The 21,376-nt window shown below is 32.5% G+C and carries 23 protein-coding genes; 6 read left to right on the plus strand and 17 right to left on the minus strand.

Annotated features, from left to right (window positions below; genetic code table 11):
• Window positions 1–2 precede the first annotated feature (2 nt).
• The 4 genes from V5J73_RS09115 to V5J73_RS09130 form a co-directional block, all read right to left on the minus strand.
• Window positions 3–320, minus strand: coding sequence for a DNA-directed RNA polymerase subunit omega (locus V5J73_RS09115; RefSeq protein ID WP_026709525.1), 318 nt, complete (start codon window positions 318–320; stop codon window positions 3–5).
• Between the two features lie 8 nt (window positions 321–328).
• Entirely contained in the window at window positions 329–1,123 is a 795-nt protein-coding gene (locus V5J73_RS09120; RefSeq protein ID WP_338645203.1) for an outer membrane protein assembly factor BamD, read from the minus strand.
• 128 nt (window positions 1,124–1,251) lie between these two features.
• A complete protein-coding gene (gene dapA / locus V5J73_RS09125; protein WP_338645205.1) occupies window positions 1,252–2,139 on the minus strand; it encodes a 4-hydroxy-tetrahydrodipicolinate synthase in 888 nt (295 codons plus the stop codon).
• An 8-nt stretch (window positions 2,140–2,147) separates the two neighbouring features.
• Entirely contained in the window at window positions 2,148–2,666 is a 519-nt protein-coding gene (locus V5J73_RS09130; RefSeq protein WP_338645207.1) for a DUF6913 domain-containing protein, read from the minus strand.
• Window positions 2,667–2,713: 47 nt separating this feature from the next.
• Here V5J73_RS09130 and V5J73_RS09135 point away from each other — a divergent pair, with 47 nt between their 5' ends.
• Complete coding sequence (locus V5J73_RS09135) at window positions 2,714–3,493, plus strand: 5'-nucleotidase (RefSeq protein ID WP_338645209.1); 780 nt, start codon at window positions 2,714–2,716, stop codon at window positions 3,491–3,493.
• A gap of 142 nt (window positions 3,494–3,635) precedes the next feature.
• Window positions 3,636–4,547 (plus strand): bifunctional metallophosphatase/5'-nucleotidase, encoded by a 912-nt coding sequence (locus tag V5J73_RS09140; RefSeq protein ID WP_338645211.1) that lies wholly within the window; start codon window positions 3,636–3,638, stop codon window positions 4,545–4,547.
• Here the strand turns inward: V5J73_RS09140 and V5J73_RS09145 are convergent.
• The 7 genes from V5J73_RS09145 to rpsF all read right to left on the minus strand — a co-directional run bounded on the left by V5J73_RS09145 (window position 4,537) and on the right by rpsF (window position 12,340).
• On the minus strand, window positions 4,537–5,259 hold the full coding sequence (locus V5J73_RS09145) for a hypothetical protein (protein WP_338645213.1): 723 nt from the start codon (window positions 5,257–5,259) through the stop codon (window positions 4,537–4,539). The genes V5J73_RS09140 and V5J73_RS09145 overlap by 11 nt on opposite strands.
• Window positions 5,243–7,261, minus strand: a complete 2,019-nt coding sequence (gene ligA, locus V5J73_RS09150) for an NAD-dependent DNA ligase LigA (protein ID WP_338645215.1) — start codon at window positions 7,259–7,261, stop codon at window positions 5,243–5,245. Before ligA ends, V5J73_RS09145 begins: the two co-directional genes overlap by 17 nt.
• A gap of 75 nt (window positions 7,262–7,336) precedes the next feature.
• Window positions 7,337–7,810: a DUF6495 family protein gene (locus V5J73_RS09155; RefSeq protein WP_338645217.1), complete on the minus strand. Its 474-nt coding sequence runs from the start codon at window positions 7,808–7,810 to the stop codon at window positions 7,337–7,339.
• A gap of 107 nt (window positions 7,811–7,917) precedes the next feature.
• Window positions 7,918–11,094 (minus strand): TonB-dependent receptor, encoded by a 3,177-nt coding sequence (locus V5J73_RS09160; protein WP_338645218.1) that lies wholly within the window; start codon window positions 11,092–11,094, stop codon window positions 7,918–7,920.
• Between the two features lie 97 nt (window positions 11,095–11,191).
• Window positions 11,192–11,632 carry a 50S ribosomal protein L9 gene (gene rplI, locus V5J73_RS09165; RefSeq protein ID WP_114753986.1) on the minus strand — a complete coding sequence of 147 codons (441 nt, stop codon included), beginning with the start codon at window positions 11,630–11,632 and terminating at the stop codon, window positions 11,192–11,194.
• A gap of 64 nt (window positions 11,633–11,696) precedes the next feature.
• Window positions 11,697–11,993: a 30S ribosomal protein S18 gene (gene rpsR, locus V5J73_RS09170; protein WP_066077030.1), complete on the minus strand. Its 297-nt coding sequence runs from the start codon at window positions 11,991–11,993 to the stop codon at window positions 11,697–11,699.
• Between the two features lie 5 nt (window positions 11,994–11,998).
• On the minus strand, window positions 11,999–12,340 hold the full coding sequence (gene rpsF, locus V5J73_RS09175; RefSeq protein WP_338645220.1) for a 30S ribosomal protein S6: 342 nt from the start codon (window positions 12,338–12,340) through the stop codon (window positions 11,999–12,001).
• A gap of 164 nt (window positions 12,341–12,504) precedes the next feature.
• On the opposite strand from rpsF, the gene V5J73_RS09180 reads away from it, so the two are divergent.
• The gene (locus tag V5J73_RS09180; protein ID WP_099715088.1) at window positions 12,505–13,200 is read left to right on the plus strand and encodes a LytR/AlgR family response regulator transcription factor; all 696 of its coding nucleotides are present in this window, start codon (window positions 12,505–12,507) and stop codon (window positions 13,198–13,200) included.
• A 10-nt stretch (window positions 13,201–13,210) separates the two neighbouring features.
• Here the strand turns inward: V5J73_RS09180 and priA are convergent, their stop codons facing one another.
• The 4 genes from priA to nadC all read right to left on the minus strand — a co-directional run bounded on the left by priA (window position 13,211) and on the right by nadC (window position 18,069).
• A complete protein-coding gene (priA, locus tag V5J73_RS09185; protein WP_338645222.1) occupies window positions 13,211–15,661 on the minus strand; it encodes a replication restart helicase PriA in 2,451 nt (816 codons plus the stop codon).
• A gap of 76 nt (window positions 15,662–15,737) precedes the next feature.
• Window positions 15,738–16,166 carry a DUF2147 domain-containing protein gene (locus V5J73_RS09190; protein WP_338645224.1) on the minus strand — a complete coding sequence of 143 codons (429 nt, stop codon included), beginning with the start codon at window positions 16,164–16,166 and terminating at the stop codon, window positions 15,738–15,740.
• 140 nt (window positions 16,167–16,306) lie between these two features.
• Window positions 16,307–17,215 carry a YihY/virulence factor BrkB family protein gene (locus tag V5J73_RS09195; protein WP_338645226.1) on the minus strand — a complete coding sequence of 303 codons (909 nt, stop codon included), beginning with the start codon at window positions 17,213–17,215 and terminating at the stop codon, window positions 16,307–16,309.
• A complete protein-coding gene (nadC, locus tag V5J73_RS09200) occupies window positions 17,212–18,069 on the minus strand; it encodes a carboxylating nicotinate-nucleotide diphosphorylase (RefSeq protein WP_338645228.1) in 858 nt (285 codons plus the stop codon). Before nadC ends, V5J73_RS09195 begins: the two co-directional genes overlap by 4 nt.
• Window positions 18,070–18,325: 256 nt before the next feature.
• Between nadC and V5J73_RS09205 the strand changes: the two genes are divergently transcribed.
• The 3 genes from V5J73_RS09205 (at window position 18,326) to rlmH (ending at window position 19,882) form a co-directional block, all read left to right on the plus strand.
• Window positions 18,326–18,805, plus strand: a complete 480-nt coding sequence (locus V5J73_RS09205; protein ID WP_338645230.1) for a hypothetical protein — start codon at window positions 18,326–18,328, stop codon at window positions 18,803–18,805.
• Window positions 18,806–18,832: 27 nt separating this feature from the next.
• Entirely contained in the window at window positions 18,833–19,324 is a 492-nt protein-coding gene (locus V5J73_RS09210; RefSeq protein ID WP_338645231.1) for a CIA30 family protein, read from the plus strand.
• 84 nt (window positions 19,325–19,408) lie between these two features.
• Window positions 19,409–19,882 carry a 23S rRNA (pseudouridine(1915)-N(3))-methyltransferase RlmH gene (gene rlmH, locus V5J73_RS09215; RefSeq protein ID WP_114753979.1) on the plus strand — a complete coding sequence of 158 codons (474 nt, stop codon included), beginning with the start codon at window positions 19,409–19,411 and terminating at the stop codon, window positions 19,880–19,882.
• A 32-nt stretch (window positions 19,883–19,914) separates the two neighbouring features.
• Here rlmH and V5J73_RS09220 read toward each other — a convergent pair whose 3' ends face one another.
• Window positions 19,915–20,547 carry a hypothetical protein gene (locus V5J73_RS09220; protein ID WP_338645232.1) on the minus strand — a complete coding sequence of 211 codons (633 nt, stop codon included), beginning with the start codon at window positions 20,545–20,547 and terminating at the stop codon, window positions 19,915–19,917.
• Window positions 20,544–21,374, minus strand: coding sequence for a dihydropteroate synthase (gene folP / locus V5J73_RS09225; RefSeq protein ID WP_338645233.1), 831 nt, complete (start codon window positions 21,372–21,374; stop codon window positions 20,544–20,546). Before folP ends, V5J73_RS09220 begins: the two co-directional genes overlap by 4 nt.
• Between the last annotated feature and the right edge of the window lie 2 nt (window positions 21,375–21,376).

Below are 21,376 nucleotides of genomic sequence, written 5' to 3' on the forward strand. Positions count from 1 at the left end.
TGTTATTTATTTGAATCTCTGTGGTAGATTTTACCATCTAACCATTCTTGAACTGCTAAAGCATGTGGCTTAGGTAGTTTTTCGTAAAATTTTGAAACCTCTATTTGCTCTTTGTTTTCAAAAACTTCTTCAAGACTGTCATTATATGTAGCAAATTCTTCCAACTTCTCAGTCAATTCTTTTTTAATTTCAGAATTGATTTGGTTTGCTCTTTTAGCCATAATGGTTATCGCTTCATACACATTACCAGTAGGTTCTTCAATAACAGTTTTGTTGTATGTTATTGTATTTACTGGAGCATTCGTCTTTTTTAAATCCATGACTTTATTTATTTAGTAAATTTTTGTAAATCTTTATCTATTCTAGCTAACATTTCGTTCGCTACTTGTTTGTATTTAGTATCTGCTTTAAATTTAATCAAATTCAATTGTGCTGTTTTTGCAACATTTAATCGCTCTTCCATTTTTGAAGGAACACTATTTATAGCCAACTGATAAGCTGAATCTAACTTGTAATACAAAGCATCTTCTTTGAACGGTGTTCCAGGATAATCAGCAACAAAGTTATCTAAAGCCACAATCGCCGATTTGTAATCAGAAATTGTATTGTACCCTTTAGCATTTTCAAATACTTTTTTCTCAATTTTTTCACTCAATACCTTAACAGATGCATTTGCTTCTGCTTGGTACTGTGAATTTGGATAATTATCAATAAATGCTTGTAATTTATCTAAGGCCTTATTTGTATCTGTTTGATCTAAACTGTAAATTGGAGACAACATAGAATAGCTTTTTGCACCTAAATAAGCAGCTTCTTCTAATTTTTCACTTTTTGGATATCCTGAAACAAAACTCTCAAATTGATAACCGGCTAAATAATATTGTTTTGTTTTGTAATACGACTGAGAAAACATGTAAAATAATTTTTCCGCTTGAGGCTTCCCTCTGTAAGCTGGAGCAATTTGTTCAAAAATTCGAATCGCTTTAGAATACTTCTCAGCTTCATATAATTTAGTTGCCATTTCGAATTTAACAGCGACATCTTCGGATTTTAATGCTTTTTGGTATTCGTTACAAGAACTGAATAGAGCTACAAGAAGCAATAGAGATATTATTTTTTTCATTTTTTTACTTTTTTTATGATTTCTTGGCAGAAACAACCCATAAAATCATACCGAAGTTTCGGTGGCAAATTTAGTTATTAATTTAGCGACTTCAAAATATATTTTTTGTTTAAAAAAAGACTCTTTTTTTACCCTTGTTTATTCACTTTTTTGACAAATTGATCAATTCTTTCTGCTAGTGAATCATCTACTTTTACGAGTGGCAAACGCACTGTGTTTTCAGAGATTCCCAGTGATAGAAACACTTGTTTGATTCCTGCAGGATTTCCTTGTTCAAAAATCATATCGATACAATCTGCTAAAAGGTATTGAGATTTGAATGCTTCATCTACTTTACGATTCAATCCTAATCGAATCATTTCAGAAAATTCTTTAGGAAAACCTTGCCCAATTACTGAGATAACGCCTGCACCTCCAGCTAAAACCATTGGCAAAGCAATCATATCATCACCTGAAATTACCAAAAAATCTTTTGGTTTGTTTTTCAACAATTGCATCGCTTGAACTATATCACCTGCAGCTTCTTTTATTGCTACAATATTTTTAAAATCATTAGCCAAACGTATCACTGTTGAAGGCAACATATTACTAGCTGTTCTTCCTGGTACATTATATAAAATAACTGGAATTGGAGACGCTTCAGCAACTGCTTTAAAATGCTGGTAAATCCCTTCTTGAGTGGGTTTGTTATAATATGGTGAAACCGACAATATCGCTGCAAATGGAGACAAATCTCTTGTTTTTAATTCTTCAACAACTTTTAAAGTATTGTTTCCTCCTACTCCCAGTACTAATGGTAGAGCACCATTATTAGCTTCGATTACGGTACTAATAACTAATTCTTTTTCGTCTTGAGACAAAGTAGCATTTTCCGCAGTTGTACCCAAAACAACAAGATATTCAATTCCTCCATCGATTGAAAAATTTACAATTCTTGTTAATGCTTCTGTGTCAATTGAAAAATCTTCTTTAAACGGGGTTACAAGAGCAACACCAGTACCTATTAATGATTGCATAATTAGATTTATATTTTGTTTAATATTTTTAAATATTTGAATAGCTCACTTACAAAAAGCGCATAGTTTTCAACATCTGTTTTTATCATAAAATGATTTAAGCTTTTATCTATTGATGAAAAACCCACTTTAAATTGCGCTTTTGAACTATGAGTAATTTTTAATAAAATGGCTTTTTCTACGTCGTAATAACTGATTAATAAATCAAAATTTTGATTGATAAAATCATTTACTTCAACTGAAGAAATTTCTCCATTCCAATTTAGTTGGCCTGAATTAAATACAGGATATGCTTTTGCTACTATTTTATTTACTTGATCTCTATAAACAATTGTTGTTATATTTTCTGGAGCTATTCCAATGGCTATTACCTCTTTAATCAACAATTCAGTCTCTTCAAAACGCTTGGCATCAACCACGATACCAATTGTTTTTACGACAGTAACTGACTCAATATTTTTTAAATTTTGAAAGCTTTTTTTTAATGTTTTTTTTACAAAAAAATCCTTTATATAATTCAAAAACATATTACTTTTACTTGATTACAAAATTAATTAATTAAGTCGCATTTAAAATGGTAAATCTAAAAAAGTATAACGACGTTTCTAAACTTTTTGTTATATTCTTAACATTTTTTTTTGTTGCCTCTTGCAGCAAACAAAATTACTACGTTACTAAGATAGAAGGCAAACGAATTCCAATCACCGAAAAGGAAATCCAAGTGCCTGAAATTGAAAATTTCATCAAACCCTTTCGAGAACACATCAATAAAGATCTCGACAGCGTTCTTGCTTATTGCCCAGAAACATTAGACAAAAGTACAGGCAAATGGCAAACTACAATTGGGAATTTGATGGCTGATGTTACCGTAATGAGAGGAAACATTGTATTTCAAGCCAAAGAAAAAAAGAATATAGATATCTGCTTGCTCAATAGCGGAGGAATTCGTGCTATACTTCCAAAAGGAAATGTAACTGCGAGAACCGCATTTGAAATTATGCCTTTTGAAAATAGTTTGGTTGTGATTGCGTTAAAAGGAGAACAAATTCTTGAAATGGTTGATTATTTTATCGCCGAAAAAAAACCACACCCTTTAGCTGGATTAACATTTACTATTGGAAAAAACAATATTCCTAAAAACATATTAGTTCAAGGAAAACCTGTTGAAAAAGAGACCATTTATTATGTCGGAACCAATGATTATTTATCTAATGGTGGTGACAATATGAATTTCTTTAAAAAAGGCATTCAAAAATATGATTTAGAGTACAAGTTACGAAATATTCTTATTGATTATTTTAAAGCAGTTGATACTATTCCTGTAATAAATGATACTAGAATTACTGTTGAATAAGCAACTCCAATTTAGATACCAAAATAGTTTTAGAAAACACATAGCCCTAGCCCCGATTGATGTGAAAATCCTTTTTTTTCGCCTTTTCGGCGAATAAAAAGATTGTAACGTAAAGCGGGAAATAGCTCCAAAAAAATAAAAAATGAAAAGAAGAGAATTTATAGAAAAAACAGCTGCCAGTTCAGCTTTACTAAGTTTAGGTTTATCATTGAGTAGTTTTGAATCTTCACAAAAAAGACATTTGACTATTTTACATACGAATGATGTACACAGTTATATTGATCCATTTCCAGCGGATCATCCCAGAAATGCAAATATGGGAGGCGTAGCCCGAAGAGCAGCGTTGATTGAAACAATCAGGAAAGAGAATCCAAATGTGTTATTGCTTGATGCTGGGGATATTTTTCAGGGCACACCTTATTTTAATTATTACGGCGGAGAATTAGAATTCAAATTGATGAGCATGATGCAATATGATGCTTCTACGATAGGAAATCACGATTTCGATAACGGAGTAGAAGGTTTGCACGCCCAAATGCCACATGCCAAGTTTGATTTTATATCAGCTAACTACGATTTTAAAAACACCGTGATGGATGGCTTTGTAAAACCGTATAAAATATTCAACAAAAACGGTATTAAAGTAGGTGTTTTTGGGCTTGGAATAGAGCTTGAAGGATTAGTTGATAAAGGAATGTACAAAGAAACCGTTTACAACAATCCTGTTGAAACGGCACAAGATATGGTTCGGATTTTAAAGAAAGAACAAAAATGTGATTTAGTGATTTGCTTGTCGCATTTAGGTTACAAATACAGAGATGAACCTTCTAAAATATGTGATTTAAAATTAGCTGAACTAACGCAAGACATAGACTTGATTATTGGCGGACATACCCATACTTTTCTAGACAAACCTACCGTTATAAAAAACCTTGCAGGTAAAGAAGTACTGGTAAATCAAGTGGGTTGTTATGGTATAAATCTAGGGCGAATTGATTTTTATCTGGATAACGATAAAGCTAAAGCATTTGAAGGAAAATCGATTATTGTATAACAGTAATCGATTCTTTTTTTGCATTTATCGTTTCTGCATCAATCACAAATCTATAAAAGGAATAATAGCTTGTGACATACAAAATCATTGCCAGTGGTCTGAAATATGTGGGTGGCAGATTAGACAAAAAGCATTTTTCAATAAAAACTGTAAAATAGAGCGCTGTAGATAATAATCCAAAAATAGCCAGCCAGGGAGAATTATTACTGTCGTTCATGAAATAATTAGACAAAATAACACCGGCAAGAATCGACACTAAAATGTTTTGAGCTACCAAAGGATAATAACTGCCTTTTGGAATTTCATCCGAAATAGAAAGCAAATAGGAAAAAATAAAAACAAAAGGAATAATTGCTATTAGTATTGGTACAAAATCCTTAATCTTATTCAACTTTATAATATAAAATATAAGTAAGATTCGATGCGTAAAAATACCAATTAAGCCCAAAATCAAAAAAAGTATTGATTCAAAAAGAATGAAAATACTGGTAAGGAGTAAAAAAAATACGGTCATATAAAAAAGCACATTTCTTTCCTTAGAAGTGACCCAATAAAGATAGATTAGCAGTATGGCAACCAAAGGCCTAAATGCAAACAGAATTACTTTGAATGAAAATAATTCTGCTAGAACTTCAATAATTGAAAAAGAAAAGAGCAAACCAAGGATTGCATTTTCTTGTAAAAAATTATACTTTTTAGTCGGTAGCTGCATTAGCGTTATTAATTAGATTCATAAAATCATCTTCAGAGATTATTGGTATGTTCAACTTGCTTGCTTTATCTAATTTTGCAGGTCCCATATTATCTCCAGCAACAACATAATCCGTTTTTGCCGAAATAGAGCTTCCCACTTTACCACCATTATCTTCGATTGCCTTTTTTAAATCATCTCTGGAAAATTTCTCAAAGACTCCTGAAACAACAAATATTTTTCCAGAAAGTTTATCCGTAGCGTTTGGATTTATCTTTTCAACAATTTCAAACTGAATACCAAACCTTTTTAATCTTTCAATTATAAGTCTATTTTCTTGATTTTCAAAAAAGTCAATAACACTTTGCGCAATTCGCTCTCCAATTTCGTCCACCAAAATCAAATCCATTACTGTCGCCTGACTCAATGCATCAATATTTTTATAATGTTTGGCTAATTTTTTAGCAACCGTTTCACCGACAAATCTAATTCCAATAGCGAACAAAACGCGCTCAAAAGGAATGTTTTTTGAATTCTCAACACCTTTCACCAAGTTTTCAGCAGATTTTTGAGCCATTCGTTCCAAAGGAAGAATTTGATCTACAGTCAGTTCATATAAATCGGCATAATTATGAACCAATCCATTATTGAAAAGCAAAGCAACAGTTTCGCCTCCCAAACCTTCAATATCCATCGCTTTTCGAGAAATATAATGCTGAATCCTCCCAATAATCTGCGGTGGACAACCATAAAAATTAGGACAATAGTGATTGGCTTCACCTTCTGTTCTAACCAAAGCTGTATTGCATTCAGGACACTGTGTGATGTATTTTGTAGGTTCTGTATTTTCTGGACGCTTACTCAAATCAACAGCAATAATCTTAGGGATTATCTCGCCTCCTTTTTCTACAAAAACAGTATCTCCTACACGAATATCCAATTTCTCAATTTGATCTGCATTATGTAAAGAAGCACGTTTCACAATAGTTCCCGCTAATTGCACTGGTTCTAAGTTGGCCACAGGAGTTATAGAACCTGTTCGTCCTACTTGGTACGATATAGAATTTAATCGTGTAGCAACTTGCTCTGATTTAAATTTATACGCTATTGCCCAACGCGGTGATTTCGCAGTAAAACCTAATTCGTCTTGATAATCAAAGGAATTTACTTTCACTACCACACCATCTGTTTCATACGGAAGGTTATGTCTGTGAATATCCCAATAGGCAATAAACTCAAAAACCTCATTTAAATTTCGAGCTAGTTTTGCTTCTTTTGGAGCCTTAAATCCCCAATTTCTTGCCGTTTCCAAACCTTCAAATTGTGACTTAAAAGGAAGATTATTTCCAATTAAAAAATACAACAAACAATCTAAAGGTCTTTTTGCTACTTCGGCACTATCCTGTAATTTCAAACTTCCAGAAGCTGTATTTCTAGGGTTTGAATACGGTAATTCTCCTATTTCAATCAAATCTTGATTCATTTTTTCGAAACCTGCAAAAGGCAAAATAATCTCACCACGAACATCAAATTTATCAGGAAAATTTCCTTTTAATTGTAATGGAATAGATTTTATGGTTTTAATATTGTTCGTCACATCATCACCTTGAAATCCGTCCCCACGAGTAACAGCACGTTTTAGTTTTCCTTTCTCATAAGTAATACTAATTGACGCCCCGTCATATTTAAGTTCACAAGTATATTCTAAAGGCACATCGCCTAGAACTTTTTGAATGCGTTTTTCCCAATCGATAAGTTCTTCCTTAGAATATGAATTATCAAGAGAATACATTCGGTGTTCGTGAGCAATCGTTTGAAAATTTTTAGTAATTGCCCCACCAACTCTTTGTGTAGGAGAGTTTTCGTCAAAGTATTCTGGATATTGACTTTCAAGGTCTTGAAGTTGCTTTAATTTTAAATCAAATTCATAATCAGAAATTATAGGTTTATCTAACACATAGTAATTATAATTGTGTAAATTTAGTTCTTCCCTTAATTTTTGAATCGTATTTTGAATATCCATAGAAAATAAAAATTGGCTATTTTGTGCTTAAAATAAGGCACTAAAATAACCAATTAAAAATAAATAGCAATACAATTACGATGCTATAATTGTATTTATTTGCTGGTATAAAAGGCCATCGCTCAAAAACGAACCTTGTTGTATTAATTCAAAAATAGAAGCATTACGCTCCTCTGTAAACTCTTTTTTTCCTACTTTCATTTCAATAGTATCCGTAAACATATTATCGCTAAGCCATTGCAATCCATCTTTAGTTAAAAAATCCACTTCAGGAACCAATGATTTCAGAACAATAGATTGTACATAGGTATCAAAACAATGAAAAAGGAAAATATGATTTTTAGAAAAATGCTCTAAATACGTTGCTTTAGAAAGAACACCTTCCCAAATTAAATCAGAAAAAACGTCTAATTCTTGTTCTGCAACTTCTGGTTTCTCGGATTTTATTTTATCCCACTCTGCTTTATCAATCGCTTGAGTTGCTAAAAAAGTACTGAATTCCTGATTCAATTCCTCAAACTGTTCTTTTGTTAATCTTGAGTATTTCATTATTCTATTTTAATATTTATTTTAGTATTCACTTATTCTTGAAAGTTAGAATCAAAAAAAAGCCCTCTCAATCGAGAGGGCAAATTTACTATATTTTAATCTTTTTTTTAGAAAATATATCTAATTCCAAATTGTGCTTGCCATCTTGACAACAAACTTGCATCGTAATTAAACGTTTTTGTCTGAGTTCCATTAAAAGTATAAGTTGGTACTTTTGTAGTTTGATCTACAGATACACCAATTGGTTGAATGCTTGTAGGTACCTGAACTAATCCCCAATCAGAATTCAATAAGTTTCCAACGTTTAATACATCCACACTAAACTGGATTGTGTTTGTTTTATTTGAACTAGAAGATGGTTTAAAATTATAATCTTGAATTAATTTCATATCCCATTTTCCTCTCCATGGAGCCAAAGCACCATAACGCTCTGCATATTGTCCTCTTCTTTCACTCAAATATTTATCTTGACTAATAAAAGCATCAAAAGCAGCTCCTTGACCAACTCCAGTAAAAGCCATTGTATTAATTTCTGCTGTAGTAGGAACATAAATCAAATCATTAGTTCCTGAGCCATCATTGTTAATATCACCTCCATAGATGTAATTAAAACGACCTCCTTGAGCATACTCAAAGAAAGTAGATACTGTTGTAGCCCATTTATCATTAGCTCCATATTTCCATTTCTTAGAAGCAACACCAATAAAACGATGCGTATCTCCATATTTAGAATTAGATAGAACAGCATTATTTACATTCCCTAAAGCTGGGTTAAAAGCAAAAGCATCACCCGTAATTTCAGCTTCAATAGAATTCACATCTTTAGCAACTAAGTAATTATAAGCTACACTACCATACAAGCCATTATCAAAAGTTTTTTGAAGCTTAACAGATGTATTTAAAACATATCCTTTGTTAGAATTTGTCATTACGTAAGCATTGTTTGCTCCTTTATCAGCCGCATTATAAATAGCTCTATCATCAGTTCCAGCCAAAGTACCTGATGGAGTTCTCAATCCCCAGTTTTGAACATGCACACCATTGATATCTTTATTGTACGCTATATCAAACGTTCCAATATAATTATTTTTAAAACGGTGATCCAATCCTAAACTTGATCTCCACACTTGTGGCCATTTGAAATTTTTATCCATAATTTGAAAAAAACCATCATCAGCACCACTCACTTGATTTCCTAACCATACAAAAGGAAGTTTTCCAGTAAATATCCCTGAACCTCCACGAACTTGTGTAGTTTTATCTCCTGACACATCCCAATTAAATCCTAATCGTGGAGACCACAATAATTTATCAGTAGGTAATGTTGTAGAAATTAATTGTTCGTTAGCTCCAGTTTTTGGATTAAAATACAAGACATTGTTGTTTCTAGTAGATCCATTTTGAGTATCAATATATTTTTGAATTAAATCAGAAGTATCAAAATACAAAGGCTTATCTATTCTTAGCCCTAAAGCTAATTTAAAATTCTCGGTAATATTCCAATCATCTTGAGCGTATAGAGCAACTTGACCCACATTTAATTCCGCTAATTTCCATCCATTATCTTTTCCTACACCAAATGAATTTTTTGCATCAAATGTATCTTGAGCATATTTTAAATTTTGAGCAATAATACTTGTAGCAAAAGGTTTAGCTGCGTCAATTAAAAAGTCTTGAACACTAAAATATGGTGAGAAGAACGTACCTGCGTAACCGTTAGGGTTACCAAAATTATCATACCCAGCTAAATTAAAGGAGTTTTCAAATTTATATTTTTCAAAAGAAACACCAAAAGTAAAAGCATGCTTACCTACTGTATAACTTAAGTTATTAGTAATTTGCAATACTTTTTGATCTAAGGTATTATTTATAGAAAACGGCTCATGTCCTGCAATTATGTAATTAGAACCATTACTTTGAATATTGATTACCGGAGCTGGAGTCGAGAACGGATTTCTAAAATCATTAAAATGAGTGTAACCAGCTTGCAATTTATTCGAAACCGTTTCGCTTACTTTTGAGTTTAATTCAACTAAAAATGAATCTAATTTATTATTAATCTGATATCCTGACTTTTCAAATTGCAATGTATTTGCATCTGGTCCTCTAAAACCTAAAGCAGATGGATGTGCAGGCTTATCTTTGGATGCATCCAAAAAGTTATAAATTACAGCTAATTTGTTGTTGTCATTAATATTCCAATCCAACTTAATAATTCCTTTGTTAGAATCAGAGTTGTGCTTAAAACCTTGGTAAGCTCCAGTATTATATCCTAGATTACTTAAAGCAGAAGAAACTGCAATTAAATCAGTCTCTAAAACTCTGGATTCATTAACACCGGTAACGCCATCACCATTATTAGCAACAAAATTAGAACCTAGATCACTTCTCTTGTCTATTTCATAATTGGCAAAAAAGAACAACTTGTCTTTAACAATTGGTCCTCCAATACTAAATCCCGCTTGTGTTTGTTCTAAAGAAGGAACAAATATTTTTTCACCATTAATTTTACCACCTGTCAAATCTTGGTTTCTAAAAAAAGCATACGCTGTACCATGAAATTCATTTGTTCCAGATTTCGTAACTGCATTAACTGAAGCTCCTGTAAAACCTGACAATGTTACATCATAAGGTGCCGTTGCCACTTGAATTTGCTCAATAGCATCTAATGAAATTGGCTGAGAACCCGTTTGACCACCTGGAGTTGCTGCATCTAATCCGAATGGATTATTAAAAACTGCACCATTTAAAGAGTAGCTATTATATTGATCGTTTCGACCACCAAAAGAACCACCACTAGCAGAAGGCTCTAAACGAGTAAAGTCATCTGCAGATCTAGAAATTGTTGGTAAGGCCGTTAATTCTTTTCGACCAATTGTCGTTTCTGCTCCCGTTCTGCCGCTACCAAAAACTTTATTTTTTGAACCCGTAACTTTTACTTCAGTTAGCTCTTGGCTTTGATCACTCAATGAAGCATCAAGAATAAGTGCTTTTCCTAACTCAAGATAAACTTCATTAGTTTCAAAGGACTCATATCCAACAAAAGATACCGTCACTTTGTATGGCCCACCAATACGCATGTTTAGCATATTGAACCTTCCATCCTCATTAGAAAGAGCTGAATACTTAGAACCTGTTGGAGTATGAATTGCTTGAATTGTAGCACCAGGAAGCGTTTCGCCTGTTACACTTTTCACAATCCCTTTAATACTTGAAGTAGTTGTCTGCCCAATGACAGAGTAAAAACTACAAAAAATAAGTAGTACTGTAATGATTTTTTTCATTTTTTAAGTATGTGTTGTTTAAGGTTCAAAATTAGACAAAAAAAAATCACTCCAAAGAGTGATTTTTATATTTTATTAACATAATTTTAACCAAATGTTATTTTTCTGCAACAATTTCGTAATCTAATTCAACGATAACATCTCTGTGTAAACGAACACTAGCAGTATATTTACCAGTACGCTTAACAATTCCGCTTGTAATGAATTTTCTTTCGATTTGTTGACCACCTTTAGCCAAAGATTCAGCAATATCAATATTCGTGATTGAACCGAATAATTTTTCACCACCTGCTTTAGCAAAGATTTTAATTTCGATAGCTTTCAAAGCTTCAGCTAATGCTTTTGCATCCGCTACAACTTTAGCTTCTTTGTGTGCTCTTTGTTTTAGGTTTTCAGCTAATACTTTCTTTGCAGAAGAAGTTGCTAAATGAGCGTGACCTTGAGGAATTAAAAAATTACGACCGTAACCGTTTTTCACGTTAACGATATCATCTTTAAATCCTAAGTTTTGAACGTCTTGTCTTAAAATAAGTTCCATGTTGTTGTCCTTTATTATAGAAGTTAGGTTTCATATTTCAGAAAACCAACAACTGAGTTAAATATTATTTTAGTAAATCTGCCACATACGGCATTAAAGCTAAGTGACGTGCTCTTTTCACAGCTACTGACACTTTTCTTTGGTATTTCAATGAAGTACCAGTTAAACGACGAGGAAGTATTTTTCCTTGCTCATTAACGAATTTCAACAAGAAATCAGCATCTTTATAGTCAATATATTTGATACCTGATTTTTTGAAACGACAGTATTTCTTCTGTTTGTTAGTTTCTATGTTCAAAGGCGTAAGATATCTGATATCTCCGTCTTTTTTTCCTGAAGCCGATTGTTGTAATGTTGCCATGATAATTAAGCTTTTGTAGATTTTAATTTAGTTCTTCTTCTTTCAGCCCAAGAAATAGCATGTTTATCAAGACTTACAGTCAAGAAACGCATTACTCTTTCGTCACGTCTAAATTCAGTTTCAAAAGCAATAAGAACTTCTCCTGATACTTTAAATTCGAACAAGTGGTAAAAACCAGATTTTTTGTTTTGGATTTCGTAAGCCATCTTTTTAAGACCCCAGTCTTCTTTAGATACCATTTCTGCTCCTCTACTAGTAAGAAAATCTTCAAATTTGCTTACTGTTTCCTTTACCTGAACTTCAGATAAAACGGGATTTAAAATGAAAACAGTTTCATAATGATTCATAAATATATATTTATTTGTTATTTTGGGTGCAAAAGTAATCAATTAATCTGATTAAGCAAGCTATATTTGATTTTATTCGACGTAAGGCAAAAAAATCCGCTCAACCAGTTGTTTTTAAATAAAAAAGTAATATATTTACTTTGCCAAATCTAAAATACTAAATTATGAAACTAAACTGTGTTGTAGTAGATGATAGTTCTATTCAGAGGATGATTATCGCAAAGTTAGTTAATAATCATCAAAATTTACACTTAATCGGTGATTTTTCTAATGCAATCGAAGCTCGAAGTTGTATGTCGATACACAATGTAGATCTTATCTTCTTGGATATCGAAATGCCAGTAATCAGCGGCTTTGATTTTTTGGATGGATTAAAAGTAAAACCTCAAATTATTTTCATAACCTCAAAAGCTGAGTACGCTATGAAAGCTTTTGATTATGATGCTACAGACTATCTTCAAAAACCAATTGCAATCGATAGATTCAACGCTTCGGTTAAAAGAGCTATTGATTTACACCTACTTAAAAAAGAAAACAAAGAAGAAGAAGGAGAACATATTTTCATTAAAAGTAATTTAAAAAAATTGAAAATATTCACTTCTAAAATAAAATGGATTGAAGCCTTTGGTGATTATGTTAGAGTAGTTACAGAAGAAGATAGTAATCTTGTACTTTCAACTATGAAATCTTTTGAAAATGACCTGTCAAAAGAAAAATTTGTACGCGTACACAAATCCTACATTATCAACATTGATAAAGTCGAACGTTTCAACAGTAAGTTTGCCGAAATTGGAGTGACAAAAATTCCTTTGAGCCGACACAAAAAAGAAGATTTAGTTAAAGCACTTGCCTTTTCATAGGCAACGGAATTTAATAAAAATCGACGTTTGATGTAACTTTTATTGCTCTATATTGAGCAACAGCTTCAAAACTATTCAATATTTTTTGGATAGTTTTTTTTGTGTTTGCAATTGATACACTTTGAGGGATTTTAATTATAATTGTACGTATATATTCATTCCTAATTCTGCTGATTGCAGGTTCTTCGGGTCCCAGCACCGGCATATTCAGATTCTGACTCATCACTTGATACAACCACATCGAACCTTCTTTTAATTTATCAAAATCACGCTGTTTCAAAGTAAGCTTTATAATTCTGAAATACGGCGGGTATTTATATATCTGGCGGTCATACAATTGTTCTTTATACATACCCAAATAATCATTATTAGTAACTTGCTGTATTGTATTATGATTGGGATTATAGGTCTGTATAACAACTTTTCCTTGTTTTTCAGAACGCCCAGCTCTTCCTGCAACTTGAGTCATCATTTGAAAACTTCTCTCGAAAGCCCTAAAATCAGGATGATACAACATAGTATCAGCATTCATAATTCCCACTAAACTCACATTATCAAAGTCCAATCCTTTGGCCAGCATTTGTGTTCCAACTAAAATATCCATTTCTCTATTTTTGAAACTATCGATAATCTTTTCGAATCCAAATTTTCCTCTGGTGGTATCCTGATCCATTCTACCAATTTTTGAATTTGGAAAAATAGACATTAATTCTTGTTCGATTTGTTCCGTTCCAAAACCTTTAGTAGTCAAATCGACACTGGAACACGAATGACAATGTGTAGGCTTTGCCATCGTATATCCACAATAATGACAACGCAACTGATTTTTATGTTTGTGATAGGTTAAACTCACATCACACTGCTGACATTGGGGTACATGACCACAAGTCATACACTCTATTACAGGCGAATATCCCCGTCTGTTTTGAAACAAAATAACTTGTTCCCCTAATGACAAAGCGATATTTATTGCTTCAATTAAAACATCACTAAAATGCCCAGTCATTTTTTTACGAAAGTATTTATCTTTTAAATCCACCAACTCAATATTTGGCATCATTACATTCCCAAATCGCTTCGAAATTTCGACTAGCCCAAATTTTTTCGATTGAGCATTAAAATACGTTTCAATACTTGGAGTAGCCGAACCCAAAAGTACTTTTGCTTTATGAGAATGAGCCAAAACTATGGCCGCGTCTCGCGCGTGGTATCGCGGTGCTGGATCTAATTGTTTAAAAGTAGACTCGTGTTCTTCATCAACTATTATGAATCCGAGATCGTAAAAAGGCAAAAACAACGATGACCTCGCTCCTATTACAACCTGTGCTTTCTCTGAATTTACCAAAACCTGATTCCAAACTTCAACACGTTCGTTATTATTGTATTTCGAATGAAAAACTGCTACTTTGTTACCAAAATAAGTTCGCAAACGACCAACTAATTGAGTAGTCAAGGCAATTTCAGGCAACAAATACAAGATTTGTTTTCCTGTTTCTAGATAATCTTCAATAAGCTTAATATAAATTTCTGTTTTTCCACTCGAAGTAACACCATGCAACAAACACACTTCTTTTTGAGTTAAACTCTCCTTGATTTCGTTAAAAGCTTTTTGCTGATCTAAACTCAATCGCAATTGATCTTCACGGATTTTTCCTGTAAAATTTACTCGATCTTCCTGAAGAAAATAATCTTCAAATATCCCTTTTTCAAGCAATGTCTTAACAATTGCCGAAGAAGAATTAGCCGCTTCTACCAGTTTTTTTACTGTAATTGGCTTTTTCTCAGTAGCGCTCAATTGAAAATAATTTAAAACAATTTCTTTCTGTTTATTGGCACTCTTAAGCGTTTCTAATAACTCGCTTAATCCTTCGTTTGATTCATATCTTTTATGTAAACGAACGCAGCGAACCAGCTTAGGTTTATAGGCTTCCTGTATTTCTTCTTGTAATACTAATATATTTTTATCTACTAATTTTTGAATAACAGGAAAAATATTCTTCTTATTTAAAATAGCCATTATATCCTGCACTTTTAATGAACTTTGCTGTTGCAAGGCTTCGTAAACTAAAAACTCATCATCTGAAAGTAAGCTTGTATCTACAACCAAATCCGTTTTTTGAGAAATTACAGTTTCGCTTTCCAGCAAAAGTGCAGTTGGCATCGCGCCACGATATACATCACCAATAGAACACATATAATAGGATGCAATCCATTGCCAATGTGCTATTTGAATTTCAGTTACAATGGATTTTTCATCCATAATTTGATGAATTTCCTTTGCTTCGTATAAAGTGGGTTTGTTTTGATGAATTTCAATTACTAATGCCGTGTAAATTTTACTTTTCCCAAAAGGAACCGCAACTCGCATTCCAATTTTTATATAATGAAACTCCGCTTCAGAGACACTATAGGTAAAAGTTTTGGCTAAGGAAAGTGGTAAAATTACTTCGACGAAATGCATTTATATGTAATTATTGAGTTGTGAATTTATAGTTATGCTGATTCTTTATTAAGAACTCATAACTCCCAATTTATAATTATTTTACTCTGTTCCAGGTTTGTGTTCTTCCAAATAAAGCTACGCCGATATATCCACGTACTTTTAGTTTATCATTTCCTTCGAGAGCTAAAAAGCATTTGTATAATTTTCCTGAAATTGGGTCAAGAATTTTCCCTGAGTTGTATTCATTACCATCTTTTACAAGTCCTTTGATAACCACTAAACCTAAAACGGGTTTATTTTTTTCGTCACCGGGACAATTTACACACAAGTTTTTTTTCTTTTCTACATCAAATATATCAATTACCTTCCCATAAATTTTCCCAGAACGCTCGTAGATTTCTACAATGGATTTTGCTTTCCCAGTTTCGTCATCAATAGTCTTCCATTTCCCTATTACAGTATGATTTTGACCATAGAAAACCATAGAAATAAATAATGCGAGTATTGTTATCTTTTTTTTCATTGTTATACTTTTTTTTAAACTCTATTAATCAAGATTGCTGGGAAAAATCTTTTTTTTATTATCCTTTTAGCAAGAAAAAAGACTATCAGATGACTAGACTTCTGGAACAGGAAATAGCTCCCAATTTTGATTTAAATAATTTATTCTTTTTTTGCTTTTAATTTATTTACTGTTGCGTTCAATTCGAAACCTAACAACAATATCATGCAGTTAATCCAAATGTAAAACATCAAGATCAATAATGTACCTATAGACCCATATAATTCATTGTATTTAGAAAACCGTATGACCCAGATTCCAAAAGCATAGGAATCCAGAAGTATCAATATAGTAGTAAACACAGAACCTATGGATATAAATGCTCTATTTTTATCGTGTTTTGTACCAAACTTGAAAAGTATAGATGTAGTCCCTAAAATCATTAAAATTACAAATGCATATCTTCCTAAAACTATCAACGCTATTTGATCACTCAATATTGTTTTTTGAATAACAACTTCAAAAACAACTATCGTTGCTACGGTCACAATCAATAAAAAAGATAGCAATAAAGACATTCCCAAAGCTACTACATATTGCCTAATGAACCCTCTTTTGATAAGAACATGCCTAGAAGATTCAAATCCTCCAAGGATCCCATTTAAACCATTTGCCATTAATAAAATGGACAATAAAAACCCATACGAAACTAATCCTGAATGGCTATTATTAAGTATATCAGTGATTATTTTATAAATAGCGTCATAAGTATTAGGTGGCACTCCTTCTTTTACAAACAATAAAAAATCTTCCTGAAAACCTTCAATAGGAATATATGGTATGAGATTTAGAATAAATAAAGCAAAAGGAAATAATGCCATAAAAAAACTAAATGCAATTGCACTAGCATGGTACGTTAAAGCACTTTCAACAATTCCTAATCCGTATAACTCCAATAAATCATATAACGACAATCCCTGAAGCCAAGGAAGCTCGATTCTTTTTAGTAGATTAACGAGATTTCGTACTATAGGAATTCTTTGTAATTTAACTTCTATTTCTTTACTCATATCGCTTTTAAGCTCAAATCCATGTTATAAATAGAATGTGTCAATGCACCTGATGAAATATAATCTACTCCACATTCTGCGTAATGATGAATCGTATTTTCATTAATATTCCCAGAAGATTCTGTTTGGCATTTATCACCAATCAAAGCGATCGCTTTTTTAGTGTCTTCGTAATTAAAATTATCAATTAAAATTCTAAAAACACCTTCACTCTGCAGAATTTCTTTAATTTCACCTAAATTTCTGGCTTCGACAATGATTTTTAAATCCAAATTATTTGCTGCTAAAAAGGCTTTAGTTTTGGCTATCGCCAAAGTAATTCCACCAGCAAAATCATTATGATTATCTTTTAGCATAATCATGTCATACAAAGCAAAACGATGGTTTTCGCCTCCGCCAATTTTTACTGCCCATTTCTCACAAGCTCTAAATCCCGGTGTAGTTTTGCGGGTATCGAGTATTTTAGTTTTTGTTCCTTCTAATAAACGAACGTATTCTTTGGTTTTTGTAGCAATTGCAGACATTCTTTGCATTGAATTCAAAACTACACGTTCCGATTTCAAAATAGACTGTGAACTTCCGGAAACATGAAAAACAATATCGCCCTTTTTTACTGCTGTTCCGTCCTCAATAAAAGTTTCTATTTGCAAATTAGGATCTACATATTCAAAAATCATTTTGGCGAAAGCCACACCAGCAATTATACCATCTTCTTTTACAAGCAACTTTGCTTTTCCAATTGCAGTGACTGGAATACATGCCAATGAACTGTAATCACCTGGTCCTACATCTTCTCGAATGGCATTTTGTATTAGTATATTTAACTCGTTTTTAAACTGTATATCGCTAATCATTTTTTAAAAAATTTATGGAATGCTAAAATACCATTTATTTTGTGGATTTAAAAATAGGTACGCTTGGTTCTTAAAAAAAAGAGACAAATCAATGACCTTTAACACAATCTCATTTACTTAATTAAGAAAAAACCACCATTCCATTTTAGTATTAGTTTGATCTTATTTGTAAATTTCATTCGATAAAATCAATTAGTTTATGCCGTACTGTATTATTTAAAATATTATATTTGAGCTAATAACTAAAAAACTGATTATGAAATCTTTTTTAAGCCTTGTATTTGTATCATCAATACTATTAACTTCTTGCAAAAAAGAAGTTGAAGCACAAAATAATACATCTCCAACAGTTGTAGTTCCATTTACTGAAGTTGGTAAACAAATGAAAAATGAAGCTTCAACAGCAACTCAGGTTCAACCAACTACAAATACTGTAAATCCAAATAATACAGTTGCCTCTGCCGGTTCTGTAGCTGCAGGAATGAATCCCGCGCACGGTCAGCCATCTCACCGTTGTGATATTCCTGTTGGAGCACCATTAAATTCTCCTCCAGCTCCAGCTTCAACCGCAAGCAAACCTGTAGTTCAGCAACAAGCTCAATCAGTTCCTTCAGCTACTGCCACAACTACAACACCAGCTGCCGCTATGCCTACACCAGAAGGAATGAATCCGCCACATGGACAAGCGAATCATCGATGTGATATTGCTGTAGGTTCGCCATTACCAAAATCATAATTTAAAATTTATTTAAACGAGCAATTAATGCAACCCTTCCTAATTTTTGATTTTAATTTAAAAAGCGATCTGACCAATTGGAGAATTGTAAATGATGCGGTCATGGGAGGACAATCAGAAAGTAAATTCTATCTTAATCTGGATGGAAATGGGACCTTTGAAGGTAACGTTTCTTTAGAAAATAATGGCGGATTTTGCGCTGTAAAATATACTTTTGAGCCATTAATTTTAAAAAGCACTACACATTTTTGCATTCGGCTTAAAGGTGACGGTAAACAATATCAATTTAGAGTAAAAACCCATCGCACAGATTCTCATTCGTATGTGTTTCCATTCCAAACAAATACCGATTGGCAAAACATTGAAATTCCTATCAACGAATTATATCCCGCTTTTAGAGGACAAAAATTAAATCTGCCTAATTATGACGGTTCTAATTTAGAAGAAATTACATTCTTGATTGGAAATAAAAAAGGCGAACAGTTTCAATTGTTAATTGATACTATTGAGGTGAAATAAAAACAGTTTTACAGATTCAATAATTAGATGTTGATTAAAAAACACTGATTTTTTTTATCTTTGCTCCTCTGAAATCCAACAAAAATGAACATCAAATTAATTGCTATTGGCAAAACCGATAACAAAGCCTTACAATCTTTAATAGACGATTATACCAAACGTTTATCTTTTTACATTAAATTTGATTTGGATATTATTCCTGATATCAAGAACGTAAAAAACTTATCCGAAAGTCAACAGAAAGAAAAAGAAGGCGAATTGATTTTGGCGAAAATTACACCTACGGACCAACTAATTTTGTTGGACGAAAACGGAAAAAACTTTTCCAGTGTAGGTTTTTCAGAAGAATTACAAAAGAAAATGAACTCAGGAGTAAAGACATTAGTTTTCGTTATTGGCGGTCCTTATGGATTTTCAGATACCGTTTATGCCAAAGCGCAAGGAAAAATATCGCTGTCTTTAATGACGTTCTCCCACCAAATGGTTCGGTTATTTTTTATCGAACAATTGTATCGCGGCTTTACGATTTTAAGAAACGAACCCTATCATCATCAGTAAATATTTTGTTTACAGTTTTCTTTGTTTGAAGTTTAGTAAATAAATTCTTCCTGTTTTATATTAAATTCTGATGATGGCAGTTTTAAACTATTAATGAAAATTTTGTTTTGAATGTAACTTCCAAAATTCAAGTTTTTGTCAAAGCAAAAAATGTATTGGATGGATTTATTATTTAATGATTTATTCAAATAGGTTTGCAACTCTTCTTGTTTTACCACAATACCATCCACTAAAACTTCATTGTTTTTGGTAAAAAAGATCGCACCTCCTGACTTTGGTTTTTCCAATTTGTAATACACGTTAGTAAAAGGAATAAAGGCTAAGTTTTTTCCAATCGTATCGGCGTACGAATAATAATTTTCGGCCTTTTCGTTCTTGTGTGCTTTCTCAGTACGCTTTTTCTCCTGCAACTTGATGATTTCCGGAATGGCAAGTCGCAACGGCAAACGTTTGTCTACATTTAGAATCCAATTGGTTGAAATAATACTGTTTTTCCTGTTTACTTCTGCTAGGGTATCTTTTCCTTTTGTTCTAAAAAAAATATAGATTGGAGAAAGATCATCTACATTTTTGACAATTGTGGTATTGGCTTTTGGCAGTAAAATATCTTCCTTGTTTGCACAAGAAAACAGAGCAAAAAGAACAATCAGCGTAAAATATTTCATCTTTGTAAATTGATTTTATTGAATAATGTAATGCATTCCATAGCTTCTTTTACATCGTGAACACGAAGGATTTTTGCTCCTTTTGTCAATGCCAAAGTATTCAAAACCGTAGTTCCGTTTAACGCATTTTCTATTGTTGTCCCAAGTGTTTTATAAATCATTGATTTTCTGGAAATCCCAACAAGGAGTGGTAACTCCAACATGTTAAACAATTCCATTTTTTGAAAAATTTCGTAATTTTGAGCAGTTGTTTTGGCAAAGCCAAAGCCTGGATCGATGATTAAATCATTGATTCCAAAACGTCTTGCTTCAGCCACTTTCTCCGAAAAATAGAACAACATTTCTTTTATAATATCATCGTAATCTGTGAGCGTTTGCATGGTTTGCGGATTGCCACGCATGTGCATCATGATGTAAGCAACATTATATTTTGCAATTATTTCAAACATTCTATCATCCAAATTTCCGGCTGCAATATCATTGATAATGGTCGCACCACTTTCAATCGAAGCTTTTGCTACTTCACTTCTAAAGGTGTCAATCGAAATTATCGTTTCTGGAAAATGTTTTAGAATCAAATTTACAACAGGAACAACTCTCGAAACTTCTTCTTGTACCGAGACAAATTCTGCATTTGGTTTACTGGAATACGCACCAATGTCTATAAAAGTAGCGCCATCTAGCAGCATTTTTTCGACTTGAGCAAGTATTTCAATTTCATTTTTATACTTTCCACCATCAAAAAAAGAGTTAGGCGTGACATTCAAAATCCCCATTACTTTGGGACTAGATAAGTCAACAAGTATTCCTTTGCAGTTAATAGTCATTC

This window comes from Flavobacterium sp. KS-LB2, from assembly GCF_036895565.1.
Classification (GTDB): Bacteria; Bacteroidota; Bacteroidia; order Flavobacteriales; family Flavobacteriaceae; genus Flavobacterium.